The 13824-nt window shown below is 50.5% G+C and carries 11 protein-coding genes and 2 CRISPR repeat arrays; of the genes, 5 read left to right on the top strand and 6 right to left on the bottom strand.

What is annotated here, in order from left to right:
• The first annotated feature begins 41 nt into the window (after positions 1 to 41).
• Positions 42 to 629: a CRISPR-associated protein Cas4 gene (gene cas4, locus AWR27_RS14835; RefSeq protein WP_077131885.1), complete on the top strand. Its 588-nt coding sequence runs from the start codon at positions 42 to 44 to the stop codon at positions 627 to 629.
• 199 nt (positions 630 to 828) lie between these two features.
• A CRISPR array of direct repeats spans positions 829 to 4032; the repeat unit is 37 nt; unit sequence ATTCGAGAGCTAATCCATTGAAAAGCAGGATTGAAAC.
• A 99-nt stretch (positions 4033 to 4131) separates the two neighbouring features.
• Positions 4132 to 4986: a CRISPR direct-repeat array (repeat unit 37 nt; unit sequence ATTCGAGAGCTAATCCATTGAAAAGCAGGATTGAAAC).
• Positions 4987 to 5339: 353 nt separating this feature from the next.
• Here cas4 and AWR27_RS25100 read toward each other — a convergent pair.
• On the bottom strand, positions 5340 to 5762 hold the full coding sequence (locus AWR27_RS25100; protein ID WP_083732865.1) for a hypothetical protein: 423 nt from the start codon (positions 5760 to 5762) through the stop codon (positions 5340 to 5342).
• Between the two features lie 39 nt (positions 5763 to 5801).
• On the opposite strand from AWR27_RS25100, the gene AWR27_RS14825 reads away from it, so the two are divergent.
• Positions 5802 to 6044 (top strand): hypothetical protein, encoded by a 243-nt coding sequence (locus AWR27_RS14825; protein WP_077131884.1) that lies wholly within the window; start codon positions 5802 to 5804, stop codon positions 6042 to 6044.
• Positions 6045 to 6054: 10 nt separating this feature from the next.
• On the opposite strand, the gene AWR27_RS14820 is transcribed toward AWR27_RS14825, so the two are convergent.
• The gene (locus AWR27_RS14820) at positions 6055 to 7875 is read right to left on the bottom strand and encodes an acyl-CoA dehydrogenase (RefSeq protein WP_077131883.1); all 1821 of its coding nucleotides are present in this window, start codon (positions 7873 to 7875) and stop codon (positions 6055 to 6057) included.
• Positions 7876 to 8029: 154 nt separating this feature from the next.
• Between AWR27_RS14820 and AWR27_RS14815 the strand changes: the two genes are divergently transcribed.
• Together AWR27_RS14815 and AWR27_RS14810 are read left to right on the top strand one after the other, a co-directional pair.
• Positions 8030 to 8554, top strand: a complete 525-nt coding sequence (locus tag AWR27_RS14815) for a DUF2911 domain-containing protein (protein WP_077134009.1) — start codon at positions 8030 to 8032, stop codon at positions 8552 to 8554.
• A gap of 205 nt (positions 8555 to 8759) precedes the next feature.
• Positions 8760 to 9617, top strand: a complete 858-nt coding sequence (locus AWR27_RS14810) for a hypothetical protein (RefSeq protein ID WP_077131882.1) — start codon at positions 8760 to 8762, stop codon at positions 9615 to 9617.
• Positions 9618 to 9663: 46 nt separating this feature from the next.
• Here AWR27_RS14810 and AWR27_RS14805 read toward each other — a convergent pair whose 3' ends face one another.
• Positions 9664 to 10560 carry an SDR family oxidoreductase gene (locus tag AWR27_RS14805; RefSeq protein ID WP_077131881.1) on the bottom strand — a complete coding sequence of 299 codons (897 nt, stop codon included), beginning with the start codon at positions 10558 to 10560 and terminating at the stop codon, positions 9664 to 9666.
• 73 nt (positions 10561 to 10633) lie between these two features.
• Between AWR27_RS14805 and AWR27_RS14800 the strand changes: the two genes are divergently transcribed.
• On the top strand, positions 10634 to 12586 hold the full coding sequence (locus AWR27_RS14800; protein WP_077131880.1) for a sialate O-acetylesterase: 1953 nt from the start codon (positions 10634 to 10636) through the stop codon (positions 12584 to 12586).
• A 135-nt stretch (positions 12587 to 12721) separates the two neighbouring features.
• Here AWR27_RS14800 and AWR27_RS14795 read toward each other — a convergent pair whose 3' ends face one another.
• From AWR27_RS14795 to yidD, 3 genes are read right to left on the bottom strand one after another with little or no spacing between them, the layout of a single operon-like run.
• Positions 12722 to 13150, bottom strand: coding sequence for a DUF4174 domain-containing protein (locus tag AWR27_RS14795; RefSeq protein ID WP_335695388.1), 429 nt, complete (start codon positions 13148 to 13150; stop codon positions 12722 to 12724).
• 35 nt (positions 13151 to 13185) lie between these two features.
• Positions 13186 to 13563, bottom strand: a complete 378-nt coding sequence (locus AWR27_RS14790) for a co-chaperone GroES (protein ID WP_077131878.1) — start codon at positions 13561 to 13563, stop codon at positions 13186 to 13188.
• Positions 13564 to 13579: 16 nt separating this feature from the next.
• A complete protein-coding gene (yidD, locus tag AWR27_RS14785; protein ID WP_077131877.1) occupies positions 13580 to 13789 on the bottom strand; it encodes a membrane protein insertion efficiency factor YidD in 210 nt (69 codons plus the stop codon).
• Between the last annotated feature and the right edge of the window lie 35 nt (positions 13790 to 13824).

The raw sequence follows: 13824 nt of genomic DNA, 5'->3' as shown, positions 1-13824 counted from the left end.
TCACCCCCGGCCCCTCTCCGTTGGGAGAGGGGAGCAAGACTATGACTCTGACACCATCGCATATTATCGAGTACTTGTTTTGTCCGCGTTTTACGTATTTCGAGTATGTACTGGGTATTCCGCAGTACGAAGATAAAAATTACAAAGTGATGCGGGGGCGTCACCTGCATGATGAGCGGCTGGAACGCAACAAAGACTACTTACGCCGACGTTTAGGCCGACCGGGTGCGCCGGTTGTCGAAAAACTCGTCGATCAGTATCTGACGAATGCCTTTTTGCGGGGTGTCGTCGATGAGGTATTGGCGTTTGGTGATGAGTCGATGGCTCCGCTCGATTATAAGTTTGCTGAGTACAAAGACAAGATTTTCAGTACGTATCAAACTCAACTCTATTGTTATGCGTGGTTAATTGAGGATAACTTCGACCGGCGCGTTGACCGGGGCTTTCTGGTCTACACGCGCAGCAATAATCGGGTTGTGGAGGTGCCAATCACCGACGAGAACAAAGCAGACGTCAGGCGGGCGGCAGAAGCTATTTTTTCGATTATTGACCGTAACTTCTTTCCGAAAGCTACAAAAGCTAAAGCGCGATGTGTAACTTGCACATACCGGAATGTTTGCATCAAGTGATTGGGCATGTCCGTTCGGCAATGTATTTTAGGGGTACTGAAAATGCTGCGTAACGTGCTGAAGGTTTGTTAGTTATGTTTTCGGAAAACGGTAAGATTATGGAGGAATTACGTTCTTTGACAAATGATTTTTGGCGAAAAGAAGTAAAGCAGAAAGATACTCTACTTTCTGTGAATGAGCGAGTTACGACTCCCGACGCATTCGAGAGCTAATCCATTGAAAAGCAGGATTGAAACTGTTCGTTTGGACATACGGCTAAATTACACGTTCTGAATTCGAGAGCTAATCCATTGAAAAGCAGGATTGAAACTTGGCAGAGTTGCACCCAGGTATCCCTGAATTGGGATTCGAGAGCTAATCCATTGAAAAGCAGGATTGAAACCCATCTAAGCCGCGCTCGTTGGCAACCTGTCAGACGGTATTCGAGAGCTAATCCATTGAAAAGCAGGATTGAAACAGTGAACACTACGGGATTGAGATTACTAAATCACCAATTCGAGAGCTAATCCATTGAAAAGCAGGATTGAAACCAAGCCATGCAAATCAGAGACCTGAAAAACCGAGTCATATTCGAGAGCTAATCCATTGAAAAGCAGGATTGAAACCCGAAAAGCGCGACCTGCTACCTGTGCCACTGGATTGATTCGAGAGCTAATCCATTGAAAAGCAGGATTGAAACCGAGGCATCAACGCATGGCCGTATCGCTTCAGTTGGATTCGAGAGCTAATCCATTGAAAAGCAGGATTGAAACTTTCGCCATTGGGCTGATATGTGGTGACAACAAGAAAATTCGAGAGCTAATCCATTGAAAAGCAGGATTGAAACGAGTACCTGACAGAGTACATTGCCCTGGTAAACGACATTCGAGAGCTAATCCATTGAAAAGCAGGATTGAAACTCTAATAAGATAATGACGAGGCACATTCCTGCAATAAATTCGAGAGCTAATCCATTGAAAAGCAGGATTGAAACTATGTATTGTAGCTGCTTACCCCAATAGCGGCCATCGATTCGAGAGCTAATCCATTGAAAAGCAGGATTGAAACACACGGTCAGCCTAACGGCTGTAGACGACGCGCTTATTCGAGAGCTAATCCATTGAAAAGCAGGATTGAAACCCCTGATCGTCCATCAGGGGGCGGGTCTTGAGCGTATTCGAGAGCTAATCCATTGAAAAGCAGGATTGAAACCCCACAAATCCGCATACGTAAACTAACCGCTCCAACATTCGAGAGCTAATCCATTGAAAAGCAGGATTGAAACTTAAAAAGTTACTTAGCTTATGGCGAAAGGAAGAAAATTCGAGAGCTAATCCATTGAAAAGCAGGATTGAAACCGTCGTTCGACACAATGTCGAACGGAACCCAATCTTATTCGAGAGCTAATCCATTGAAAAGCAGGATTGAAACATACCGTTAACGGGACTGGCGTACAATCTGGCCTACGATTCGAGAGCTAATCCATTGAAAAGCAGGATTGAAACCGTCCGAGTAGTCCCGGCATGGCGTCGTCCACAACGGAATTCGAGAGCTAATCCATTGAAAAGCAGGATTGAAACTTTCGCCCCCCGGCTCAAAGCTGACGACGGGGGCCAGATTCGAGAGCTAATCCATTGAAAAGCAGGATTGAAACACATGAAAGTGTCTAAGCAAATGGTTGAGTCGTTGTTATTCGAGAGCTAATCCATTGAAAAGCAGGATTGAAACCGTATGCGGATTTGTGGGTAAACCACCTCTCAACCAGATTCGAGAGCTAATCCATTGAAAAGCAGGATTGAAACATTCGGCAGCCTGCCAACATCTGCCAACACTATTTGATTCGAGAGCTAATCCATTGAAAAGCAGGATTGAAACCCCCACTCGTACCCTGTAATGTACCTTTTTTCACCTATTCGAGAGCTAATCCATTGAAAAGCAGGATTGAAACACAGGTTTTGGCTGATAGGATTCAGCGCAATACGCCGGATTCGAGAGCTAATCCATTGAAAAGCAGGATTGAAACATCTTGCGCCAAATGAGCGAAGAATTTCGGGAGTTTAATTCGAGAGCTAATCCATTGAAAAGCAGGATTGAAACTCAGAACTCCAAGAAAAAATTGAGGGTTTGACCACCTGATTCGAGAGCTAATCCATTGAAAAGCAGGATTGAAACTCGATGGCAACTGTAACCCGAATCACATCTACGATCAATTCGAGAGCTAATCCATTGAAAAGCAGGATTGAAACTGGTTAGGCTTCGATGAAGGTAGTAACGTAATTGCCCATTCGAGAGCTAATCCATTGAAAAGCAGGATTGAAACCTTTACCCAGATCACCGGCCACCACATAGCGCAGGTAATTCGAGAGCTAATCCATTGAAAAGCAGGATTGAAACTTTCGAGTATGCGACTATTACGAAGCGTTCGGTGTAGATTCGAGAGCTAATCCATTGAAAAGCAGGATTGAAACACCGGAGCGGTGGCCCGCTCCATTGCCGCCTGCGCGATTCGAGAGCTAATCCATTGAAAAGCAGGATTGAAACGTGCAACAGGAAGACGACATGCTTTCCTGAAAAAAAATTCGAGAGCTAATCCATTGAAAAGCAGGATTGAAACGCGTACAGTTGTGGGGCGCGAAGGGTGACGGAACAAATTCGAGAGCTAATCCATTGAAAAGCAGGATTGAAACCCCTGTTACCCGCTGCGCCAATTGGTGATGCCGCCAATTCGAGAGCTAATCCATTGAAAAGCAGGATTGAAACCGGTGAAGCCCCTACGTACAAAGAACCGGCAAACACGATTCGAGAGCTAATCCATTGAAAAGTAGGATTGAAACAAGTAGACACCAAAGAGGCTCCCCACGATCTGGAAGATTCGAGAGCTAATCCATTGAAAAGTAGGATTGAAACATGAGCAGCGCGTGGATCTGTTGGCCCTGCTGGACTTATTCGAGAGCTAATCCATTGAAAAGTAGGATTGAAACCTCGAATGTTTCCCGGCTTGTTGACACAAATGTATATATTCGAGAGCTAATCCATTGAAAAGTAGGATTGAAACTCATGGGCTTCAACCTGCACGAAGCTGTTCCGGTTATTCGAGAGCTAATCCACTGATAAGCAGGATTGAAACCCCGTACCGCCGTGGCTTTCGTTGGTATCCCGAATCAGATTCGAGAGCTAATCCACTGATAAGCAGGATTGAAACTCGATGCCCGAACTGCGTGCACTCTTGGCGTAGGCCATTCGAGAGCTAATCCACTGATAAGCAGGATTGAAACTACTCTTCCACAAACTTAACCAGCGGCTCAATCGAGATTCGAGAGCTAATCCACTGATAAGCAGGATTGAAACCCGAAAGTATTCTGTACGTGTTTTTTTCGGGCAAAGACGATTCGAGAGCTAATCCACTGATAAGCAGGATTGAAACGTGTACTGAGCGAGTTTGTCCATGACGCCCTGCGACATTCGAGAGCAAAAGCAGGATTGAAACATTTTTTCCTCGTAGGCCCGGCCCTCGGCGGTCGGTTATTCGAGAGCTAATCCATTGAAAAGCAGGATTGAAACTAATCGTTATCGTACTTGCCGCGCAACCACGTGGCCGGATTCGAGAGCTAATCCATTGAAAAGCAGGATTGAAACTCGTCTACGTCGATGCTGGCCCCGGCTTTGGTTTTGATTCGAGAGCTAATCCATTGAAAAGCAGGATTGAAACATTTTCTGTCGGCTTGTGTGCATTACGGAACTACCCGGATTCGAGAGCTAATCCATTGAAAAGCAGGATTGAAACATATAGCCCGATGGTAAACTCTCGGTATTGCTCCAGATTCGAGAGCTAATCCACTGATAAGCAGGATTGAAACGTAAAGGATTAAGCCACCGGCCACCACTGCCAGCAGGATTCGAGAGCTAATCCACTGAAAAGCAGGATTGAAACGCTAAATCGGGATTTCGGATATAGTCAATAAGCATATATTCGAGAGCTAATCCATTGATAAGCAGGATTGAAACAGAATGGAAATGGCCCGAATGCCGGGGCTGCTGACGATTCGAGAGCTAATCCACTGATAAGCAGGATTGAAACTGTACCAGTTGCTGGCAAACCCGGAGGCCGACATGCGCATTCGAGAGCTAATCCACTGATAAGCAGGATTGAAACACTGCCGCGCCGAGGTAATAATGTGCGCCGAGGACATATTCGAGAGCTAACCCACTGATAAGCAGGATTGAAACCTACGCTCTTCGTGGGTATCATCGAACGCAAAGCCGCCGAAAATTCGAGAGCTAATCCACTGATAAGCAGGATTGAAACCCCGCTTCAAGCACGGCGGGTAGCTTCGACATCGCATTCGAGAGCTAATCCACTAATAAGCAGGATTGAAACTGTTCTTCGGGAGTCATGAACGAAATGCGTTTAACCGTCGTTTTTGAAATGAAGCACTCGAAACGGAATTGGATTGTAGATCCTCTAATCACGTCGGGTGCTTTTTTTATAGGTGCAGGTGGTCCATGATGGCATAGAGTGAAATATTCGAGAGCTAATCTACTGAAAAGCAGGACGAAGAGCGCGAAACTCGAAAACAAGGAACTGAATGGGAACGAATTGGGCAGGCCAACCTGATTGCCTACGGTATACGGGTACAACAGGCAGAACAAGCCAGACAGAACCAACAGCAATAACTAAAATAGCCCGGATACACAGTATCCGAGCTATTTGCATTCTAACGCAGGCAGTGGTTAGCTGCCCATCCCTTGCGGGATTTCTTTATAGACCCGATCCCGAACCAAACGCAGGCCGTTCAGTTCTGGCACGTCTACAATATCGGCGGGCGGAATAACGCCCCGAATCATCCAGTTTGTTACGTTATTGACCGAACGCAGGTTGTACTTGCGGGCGTACTCCATCGGCGTAAGCCATTCGTTCAGGTCGTATTGTTTGCCGTTCAGAGCCAGAAACCGCAAGGTTTCCTGTTGCTCAAACTCAACTTCATCTAAGAAGCGGTTCAGCGCATCAGACTTAGCCCGCTGAACGGCCTGTTTTTCGTAGCTATCCAACCCTTCACTGGCTTTCAGATAGGCAGCCGCCAGCCGGTTGGCTTCGCGAATCTGGTCGGGTGTTTGGGCCGCTTGAATCAGGTTGATTAATTGCTCAGTGTTCATGGTTTGTTTGGTTAAAGCGGGGCAAAATTCCGCCTGTTTATGTTTACTTTTCTTCCGGTCTTCTGTCTCCCTTGTCGCCGGTTAGTTGAGTTAATAGACTATCAGGTCGGTACGGCCAAAAACCTGCTACGCGAAGTAGTGGTGGCGGTGCTGACTGCTGTGGCGACCTACATGGTTGTTCATGCCCTGCAACCGGCTAATCCACTGAAAAATAAAACGTGTTCGGTAAAGTGTATCAGGTTGGCGAACCATAACCCGGTACACTTTACCGAACACGCGTAACACCTGCTCTCTACAGAGCCAGTTCTTTTTCGGAAACAATAGTCAGTACTTCGGGGTCTTTCAGCCGCACGGCTAAGCCCAGCGTTTTGGGTACTTCGTAGTGGAAGAAGAACTTCATGGTGTGCAGCTTGCCCTCGTAGAATGTCAGGTCGTCGCCTTGCGGGTTTTGGGTCAGCAGCGCGTGTTTGGCAACGATAGCCTGCTTGAGCCACTGCCAGGCTACCACCACAATACCGAACAACTCCAGAAACAGCGTGGCATCGGCCAGATAACGTTCTGTGTCGCCCTTCATGGCGTGGGGCAACAGCGCGGAAAACACTTCCTGAATTCGCTTCATTTCACCGTTTAACTGCTCGGCATACGGCTTCAGATCGTCGAACATGCTGGCTTCGGCAATGGTTTTACCCATCTCGGCAAACAGCAGTTGCGGAGCCTTGCCGCCCTTCATGGTCATTTTACGGCCCAGCAAGTCCTGCGCCTGAATGCCTGTAGTGCCTTCGTAGATGGGCGTAATCCGAATATCGCGGTAGAGTTGCTCAACCGGAAAATCTTCCGTAAAGCCGTAGCCACCAAACGTTTGCAAACTCTGGCTTACCGACTGAACGCCCATTTCCGACGGGTAGGTTTTGGCTACCGGCATCAGCAGGTCGAGCAGCAGGAAAGCGTTGTCTTTATCGTCGCCTTCCGCTACTTTGCTGATGTCGTACAACCGCGCTGCTTCGATCAGCACCGACAGCGACCCTTCCGTAACGGCTTTCTGGAACAGCAGCATCCGGCGCACGTCGGGGTGGTTGATGATGGGTGTCTGGGGGGCATCGAGCAGGTTTTTTTCGTTCAGTCGACGGCTTTGCGGGCGTTCGCGGGCGTATTGTACTGCCGCGTGATAAGCCGCCGTAGCAATGGCCGCAGCCGTCATGCCTACACCAATCCGGGCTTCGTTCATCATCTGAAACATATACGGCAGGCCCTGATGCGGTTCGCCGACAATATACCCAATCGTGTTGTCGTTCGACCCCATTGTGAGGTGCATGGCCGGTACGCCTTTCTGCCCCATTTTGTGGTAAACGCCCGTTGACTGCACGTCGTTGTCAACGAAGCCATTGTTGCCATCAGGCCGGTATTTTGGCACCACAAAGAGCGAAATGCCTTTTGTGCCTTTGGGCGCACCATCGATGCGGGCCAGCATCAGGTGAACAACGTTATCGACGGCGTCGTGGTCGCCCGCCGATATAAACACTTTCTGACCCTTAATCTTGTAGCTTCCCGGCACGGATTCGCCGTCGGTCAGGGGTGTGGCCGAGGTAGTCACGTCCGACAGCGACGAACCGGCCTGCGGTTCGGTCAGGGCCATCGTACCCTGCCATTTGCCCGAAAGCATATTAGGTACATAAAATTCAGACAATTCGGGCGAACCGAACGACGTAATCAGGTGAGCCGCTCCCGACGACAGGCCCGTGTACATCATACCGTTGTTGGCCGCCATCAGAATAAAGCCCACGCACGAACTAATCATTTCGGGCAATTGCTGCCCGCCGTGCTCGAACGAGAAGCCCGCACCAATCAGACCTGCGTCGCCCATTGCCTGCATAAACTCTTTCACCTTCGGGTGAACCGTCACCTGCCCATCTTTCAGTTCGGGCTGGTTTTTATCTACTTCTTTCAGGTACGGGTGCATGAGCGTATCGGCGATGTAGGTGGCCGAATCGAGCACAAGATTAAACGTTTCGCGGTCGTGCGCGCTGAAATACTCGTACTGCGTCAGTTCTTCAGCTTTGAAGACTTCGTGCAGCAAAAAATGAAGGTTTCGCTTGCTGAAATAGGTCGTTGCCATCTGGGACGATCTGGTTTAAAATCGGTATGCTTGCATACTACTTTTACGAGTAAAAATACCAATTTTTGCGTCATTATATATATTGGCTACCAAAAACTATCGTTTACTTTATGTCGTTAATACCGACGGTATCAAAACAAACCAATTTTCACGCATGAAAAAGCTATTATTCGTCTTCTCATTCCTCTTTGCGATGGTATCGCTGGCACAGGCGCAGGACAAAAAACCGCCTATGAGTCCGCGCATTACTGCCGAAAGCCCCGATAAAAGTATTAAAGTGGCCTACGGACAGCCCTCCAAGCGGGGCCGGGTTGTTTTTGGCGAAGGCGGGTTAGAGAAATACGGAAAAGTATGGCGCACGGGTGCCAACGAGGCTACCGAAATTACGTTTGCCAACGATGTGATGTTTGGCGGCAAAATGGTAAAAGCCGGTACGTATACGCTGTACACGATTCCCGGCGAAAAAGAATGGACCGTGTTGCTCAACAGCACACTCGGTCAGTGGGGCGCGTATGACTACGAGAAAATCAAAAGTGGCGACGTGGCCTCGGTGAAAGTGCCGGTGTCGATGAACAAAACCGCCATTGAAAAACTGACGATTACGCCTGCCAACAGCAGCCTGACCATTGCCTGGGATAACATGACCGTATCGGTTCCTGTGACCAAACACGGTTCATAACGTCAGAGTAAGACGCTGAGTTACTGATTTTGCCAGCAAATCCGACTAACGAGTCGGATTTGTTGTTTTTTAACCGCTTGATTGTTAGATTTATACCGATTCGTGCTTACGTATGCAACGATAGGCTGGTTGGTTTGCGTAGTTGGAACAAACAACGGTTTATCGTGTTCTTTGCATACACGCTTGCTCAACTAATTCAACCTGCATGATGAAACGCTACCTGCTGTATAGTTGTCTCGCTTTAGCCGCTCTGCCTGCGGTTGGGCAGGATATGGCCGACTACTACCGGCTACCCGACCGAAGCCGTCAGCTCGACCGGCTGACGATGCGCTACGGTGGCCCGCAAATCCGCGACCGGTGGTATGTAAGTTTCGACGCCTTTGTGCGTACCGACCGGGCTAAATTAGACAACTCCCTGAACGGACTTATTGAAAGTGACCGTGTTACCAAACTCGACTGGAGTGCGGTGGTTGGCTGGTCGGCGCGGGAGCGGTGGGCCATAGAAGCAGGCTATGCCCGGATGCCGATTCACACGCAGGTGTCGGTAAGCAATGGTCGGTCGCCGTTGGTGTATCGCTATACCAATTCGCACAACGCGTTTATGCTGCGTGGCAAACGGCTGCTTGCGTCAACGAGCGGGCCGTGGCTGCGGTCAGGTTTCTGGCTCAGTGGCGGTATGTGGCTGGTGCCAAACAACGGGCAGCGCGAGGGTCAGTTTTCGCTGATTGGCTACCGGCGGAACGAAACCGTCGATACATTGCGCCTTAACAGTCAGACCAACGTCAATGGCCGGGCTACGGCAATGGCCGAACTCGGTGCCGAATACAATGTGCGGCTAAGTAATAATGTTGACCTCGGCTTCACGGTTCGCAAGTTCTGGGGCTTAGGTACGTCGCTCACTACTGATGTGGCCTATACCATCAACAATACGCTGGCGCAGCAGGCACAGTTGCGCGGTACGGGTTCGGGCATGAGTTATGGCGTGAGTCTGCGCTACACGCTCTCGCTCAGGCGCAAACAGCCCGACGTACTGGAGGTGCAGGGAAGGCAGCGAATTCGATAAAAAATAACTGAAACGATTTGGCCCCGGCTCAACGCCGGGGCTTTTTTTATGACAGCCAGGCCGCTTTTGTATCCATCGCGAACTGCCGGAATTTGATGGGCGGTCGTTTCAAAAGCCGTTCCAGGTCGGAGGTAGTGCGGGCCGCTTTTCCTAATTTCGAGACAGTGTACAAGGCCACCATCACGAGCGTAAAACCGAGCGGGTTTTTCTCCGTCAGCCACTTCCGCCAGATAAACCGCACCACCGACGGGTTGCGATAACTAATTTTCCGTCCCAACACCTGCGTCAGCATCTGCGCCACTTCGCTGTACGTGAGGGCTTCTGAACCAGTTAGCTCATAGCCCCGATTGAGATGATTGCCCGTGGTGTCGGTTAACACAAGTGCGGCCACGGCACCAATGTCGCGCACGTCAACGAAGCTGGTTCGACCATTGCCAGCAGGAATAAAAATCTCGTTGCGAGACCGGATTTCATCGCGGTGGGTGGTGCTGAGATTCTGCATGAAAAAACTCGGACGCAGGAACGTAAACGGCAGTCCCGCTTCAACAATCAGTTTTTCAATGGTATAATGGGGCGTTACCGGGTTGTTTTCTACGCCCTGTAGCGATAGAAATACAACGTGCTGAACACCTGCTCGTTTCATGGCCTCGACAAACGGGCGAAAGTAGCGGTTAGCATCGGATAACTGCGGAGGGCGAACCAGCAACACGCGCCGAACGCCCGATAGGGCCGCGTCGAAGGTGGCCGGGTCGGTAAAATCGAGCAGCACATATCGGTCGGGTTGTATGGGTATTACGCGCATGTCAGTCTCAGGGCTGCGCGTGCCGGCGAGTAATTCGATCTGGGATTTATGCGGGTGCTTTACTAAAGCACGCAGCGTTTCCAGGCCAACGTTGCCACTGGCTCCCGTAATCAATATACGCTCGGCGGTAGAGGGCAGCATGTCTGGTGGTTTTGTTTGGTAGTAAACAGACGGTATTGTCTTTTACTTGAACAGAACTATAAGCCCCAGATTGATGAAAAGTTTTTGCTACCGCTGGTTATTTATCTTTTTGGCAATGGCGCAGCCTGTGCTGGCCGATGTTCGCTTGCCGCACGTGTTTGGCTCACACATGGTATTGCAACGCCGAAAACCGCTGCCAATCTGGGGATGGGCCGACGCAAACGAACGCGTAACGGTGTTGCTGAACAAGCAGACAAAAACCATTAAGGCCGGAAAAGATGGCCGCTGGCAGCTAACACTCGACCCTATGGAAGCGGGCGGACCGTATGACCTGACGGTGAAAGGCAGCAAAAACGAACTGGTTTTAACCGATGTTCTGCTGGGTGAAGTCTGGGTTTGTTCGGGGCAGTCGAATATGGAGTGGCCGCTACGACAGGCGACCAATGCCAACAAAGAAATCAACGCAGCCAATTATCCGCAGATTCGGCAACTGTTGGTCAAAAAAGCTATTAGCCTGACTCCAAAAGATGACATCGAAGGAGAATGGGCCGTATGTACGCCCGGTACAGCCCCTGCGTTTACGGCGGTAGGCTATTTTTTTGCCCGGCAACTCCAGCAGGAGTTGAACGTACCGATTGGCCTGATTAACACCTCATGGGGTGGCACACATTCTGAAACCTGGACCAGCCGACAGGCGATGGCCTCAGACCCCGAACTCGCAAAAGCCGTAGCCAACCTGCCTGCCGACCTGGAACAGATGCGTCAAAGTGGTCAGGAACGCATCCGGCAATTGATACAGACCGTGCAGGGCGGCATCCTACCAACGCCCGCCGATGAACTGGCCTGGGCCAACCCCGATTTTAACGCTGCCGACTGGAAAACCATAGCAATGCCCGGCGATTGGGAATGGCGCGGGTTGCCCGTATTCGACGGGGTGGTTTGGCTTCGGCGCGAGGTGACGCTACCCGCCAATACCGATCTGCTGAATCCTCAACTGTTGTTCGGAGCTGTTGACGATGCCGATTCAACCTTTGTGAATGGGCAGTTTGTTGGCACAACTAATGGAAGAACCAAACCCCGCCTGTACGAACTGCCCAACGGATTGCTCAAACCCGGTCGGAACGTGATTGTGGTTCGGGTAAAAGATACGGGGGGCAGTGGCGGTTTAATGGGCGACCCCGAAGCAATGAAACTTACCTTCGGAACCACCGAACTGCCGTTGGCAGGCTCGTGGCAGTACCGCATAGCGCAGGCGTTTCCAAGCTCATATACCGCCGGGCCAAACACCTACGCTACGCTGCTGTTCAACGCCATGCTGAAGCCGCTGATTCCATATGCCATTGCCGGTACAATCTGGTATCAGGGTGAGTCGAACGCGGGGCGGGCGCATCAGTACCGGCGGGCGTTTCCGCTGCTGATCCAGGATTGGCGGCAACACTGGGGGTATGAATTTCCGTTCTTGTTCGTGCAGTTAGCCAGCTACAACTCGGCCAACGGCGACAGCCGCAAAGGAAGCACGTGGGGCGAACTCCGCGAGGCACAGACCCTGACGCTGCAATTGCCCAACACTGGCATGGCCGTAACTTCAGACATTGGCGAAGCGAACGATATTCACCCGCGCAACAAGCAGGACGTAGGCAAACGCTTAGCCGCCGAAGCCATGCGCGTGGCCTACCAGAAACCCGGCGTCAGTGCGGGGCCGCTATTCGAGAAGATGACCGTCGATGGCAATCGCGCTGTATTACTGTTTCGGAACACCGGCAGCGGCCTGTCGGTCAAAGACAGATACGGCTATCTGAAAGGTTTTGAACTGGCTGGAACCGACCAGCAGTTTCACTACGCCAAAGCCGAAATTCAGGGCAACACGGTTGTGGTGTACTGTGACGCCGTAGCTGCGCCCGTCGCCGTTCGCTACGGCTGGGCCGACGACAACGGCGACGTAAACCTATACAACCGCGAAGGCTTCCCCGCCGTACCCTTCCGCACCGATACGTGGAAAGGAGTCACGGAAGGAAAGACATTTTAATATCTGAACCAGGATTAGCCATGATTATCACGATTAAACAGGATTTAACGCTGCGCTATTTGTTTACAGAATCCAGAAAGCGCAGCGCAGAATCTTGTTTTAATCGTGATAATCATGGCTAATCCTGGTTCAGACTTACTGTTTCATTTCCTGCTTCCGCATGGGCATAGTGTCGATGAGGCCGAAGAGTTCGGCGGCATCGACCGGCTTTTTGTACGTATGTTTCAGCCCGCCATCTTTGCCGATGAGCCAGCCAATAAACTCTTCGGACGGTTGAAGATGATACTCGTGCATCAGAAACTGCCGGTCGGGTTCAGATACTTCTGAAGCTATCAATACAATAACGTCGAGGTCGCGCTCGGCCAGGCCGTTGCGGTGTTCGTTCAGGTTTTCCTGTTGCTCGATCAGGAGCCGCTGACCGGGGCCACCACTGCTGCCGTCGCGGCCATAGAGCAGCAGCACACGCCGATGATCTTTCTTTTCCGACAAAATCGCTTTGAGCGACTTTCGCTGATTCGCTACGCTTTCCATAACAAGAGTGAGTCCCAGTATGAGGACTGCCACGAGTAAGAACCAACGGCGTTGCATAGTGTTTGGGTTTAAGCTAAATCCTCCGAGCGTTCAAGCATCAGGATCGACGCCTGTGGCACAATTACGTACTGCTCACCTTCGTATTGCAGATCGATGGCGTTTCGTTGCAGATACAGAGCTAAATCGCCCTCCTGCGCCTGCAACGGCATGTATTTCACCTTTTCTTCCGTTTCTTTCCACGGTTCGTCTTCCGTCGCCACCGGAATGGGGTAGCCCGGCCCCGCTTTTATGACATAGCCCGATTGCACCTGTTCTTTTTCCTGAACAGTAGGGGGCAGATACAGGCCGCTGGCAGTGCGGTCGGTGGGGTCTTTGGGCTTGATTAAAACACGGTCGCCCACTACAATCAGACGTTTCAATTTATTATCAGCAGATATTCCAATCATAATTTCAGTAAACAGTTTATGGCACCGGATCATAGCCATGCCCACCCCACGGGTGGCAGCGACCAATTCGTTTCAGGCCCAGCCAACCGCCCCGAACGGCCCCGTATTTGCGAATCGCATCGATAGCGTATTGCGAACAAGTGGGCGTGTACCGGCAGGCGTTGGGCAACCAGGGCGATAGGATAGCCTGATACAGTCGAACCAATCCAATGAGCAAGTGTTTCATCACACAGGCATAAACAGCAAAACGTCCAAAAACTC

This window comes from Spirosoma montaniterrae (assembly GCF_001988955.1).
GTDB lineage: Bacteria > Bacteroidota > Bacteroidia > Cytophagales > Spirosomataceae > Spirosoma > Spirosoma montaniterrae.
The sequence above is the reverse complement of the archived record's forward strand: the minus strand, read 5'-3'. Positions and strand labels throughout refer to the sequence as shown.

Bases quoted from the DNA above. Each gene is read 5' to 3' on its own strand.
- cas4 (WP_077131885.1), top strand. From the start codon at position 42: ATGACTCTGACACCATCGCATATTATCGAGTACTTGTTTTGTCCGCGT.
- AWR27_RS25100 (WP_083732865.1), bottom strand. From the start codon at position 5,762: ATGAACACTGAGCAATTAATCAACCTGATTCAAGCGGCCCAAACACCC.
- AWR27_RS14825 (WP_077131884.1), top strand. From the start codon at position 5,802: ATGTTTACTTTTCTTCCGGTCTTCTGTCTCCCTTGTCGCCGGTTAGTT.
- AWR27_RS14820 (WP_077131883.1), bottom strand. From the start codon at position 7,875: ATGGCAACGACCTATTTCAGCAAGCGAAACCTTCATTTTTTGCTGCAC.
- AWR27_RS14815 (WP_077134009.1), top strand. From the start codon at position 8,030: ATGAAAAAGCTATTATTCGTCTTCTCATTCCTCTTTGCGATGGTATCG.
- AWR27_RS14810 (WP_077131882.1), top strand. From the start codon at position 8,760: ATGATGAAACGCTACCTGCTGTATAGTTGTCTCGCTTTAGCCGCTCTG.
- AWR27_RS14805 (WP_077131881.1), bottom strand. From the start codon at position 10,560: ATGCTGCCCTCTACCGCCGAGCGTATATTGATTACGGGAGCCAGTGGC.
- AWR27_RS14800 (WP_077131880.1), top strand. From the start codon at position 10,634: ATGAAAAGTTTTTGCTACCGCTGGTTATTTATCTTTTTGGCAATGGCG.
- AWR27_RS14790 (WP_077131878.1), bottom strand. From the start codon at position 13,563: ATGATTGGAATATCTGCTGATAATAAATTGAAACGTCTGATTGTAGTG.
- yidD (WP_077131877.1), bottom strand. From the start codon at position 13,789: ATGAAACACTTGCTCATTGGATTGGTTCGACTGTATCAGGCTATCCTA.